This is a genomic window from Pigmentiphaga sp., assembly GCF_033795525.1.
Classification (GTDB): Bacteria; Pseudomonadota; Gammaproteobacteria; order Burkholderiales; family Burkholderiaceae_B; genus Pigmentiphaga.
In genome coordinates, this window is sequence record NZ_JARYGM010000026.1 from 1 (window position 1) to 842 (window position 842).

The following is an 842-nucleotide window of genomic DNA, read 5'->3' on the forward strand; positions in this document are numbered from 1 at the left end:
CCCAAGAACGCGCTGGTCAAGCAGTTCCAGAAGCTGTTCGCCATGGAAGGCGCGGAACTCGACGTGCGTCCTCAGGCGCTGCAAGCCATCGCACAGAAGGCCTTGAAGCGCAAGACCGGCGCCCGCGGGCTGCGTTCCATCATCGAGGCCTCGCTGCTCGATACCATGTACGAGCTGCCCAGCCAAGGCAATGTCGTCAAAGTGGTGCTCGACGAAAATGCCGTCAACGGCGAGGGCGTCCCGCTGCTCATCTATGGCGACAAGCCTAAAGTAGCGTCGAATAAGTAACCCCCTACGCGCTGACGCGCGCCCCCCAGGGGCGGCACTGGCGGACCGGCAAAGCCGGATCCGCGGTGCCCTGGGTCCCGTAGCACTATCTTGGTTTGTCGCACCGGTGTTACGGCTGGCTGCCAGCGGCAGCAACAGTGCTCCAAACCCAGAAAGTTGACTTAGACCCAGGATGCGGGTCGATCCGGCTCCGCCGGTCCACCCGCATCGCCCCTGGGGGGCGCGCGTCAGCGCGTAGGGGGGCCTCACTCGTGCTACATTGGCTTTTAGGGCGTGTCGATCAACGGCCGGAAGGCGAGTGATGGGTCTGCGCCTTTCCTTGGGGCCATGCTTTTTTCCGGGTGCGGGTGCCGGAACAGGGGAATGGCCCGGTTGTTTCTGCAGAACACGCCCGCCGACGCTTGAAATCCACGTTTACGCCCTCATCCTGATTGCATTCCAATTCGAGGACGCATCATGTCTGCGAGCCAGATACTCCCTCCCGAACCGATTGAGTTGCCGCTGCTCCCGCTGCGCGACGTGGTCGTATTCCCGCACATGGTCATCCCGCTCTT

General features: G+C 62.7%; 1 protein-coding gene. It reads left to right on the forward strand.

The features are described 5' to 3' along the window. Window positions 1-288 (forward strand): ClpB D2-like domain containing protein (locus tag QHC78_RS21050; protein WP_495886041.1); only part of this gene is annotated, 288 nt, incomplete at its 5' end. Window positions 289-842: the final 554 nt, after the last annotated feature.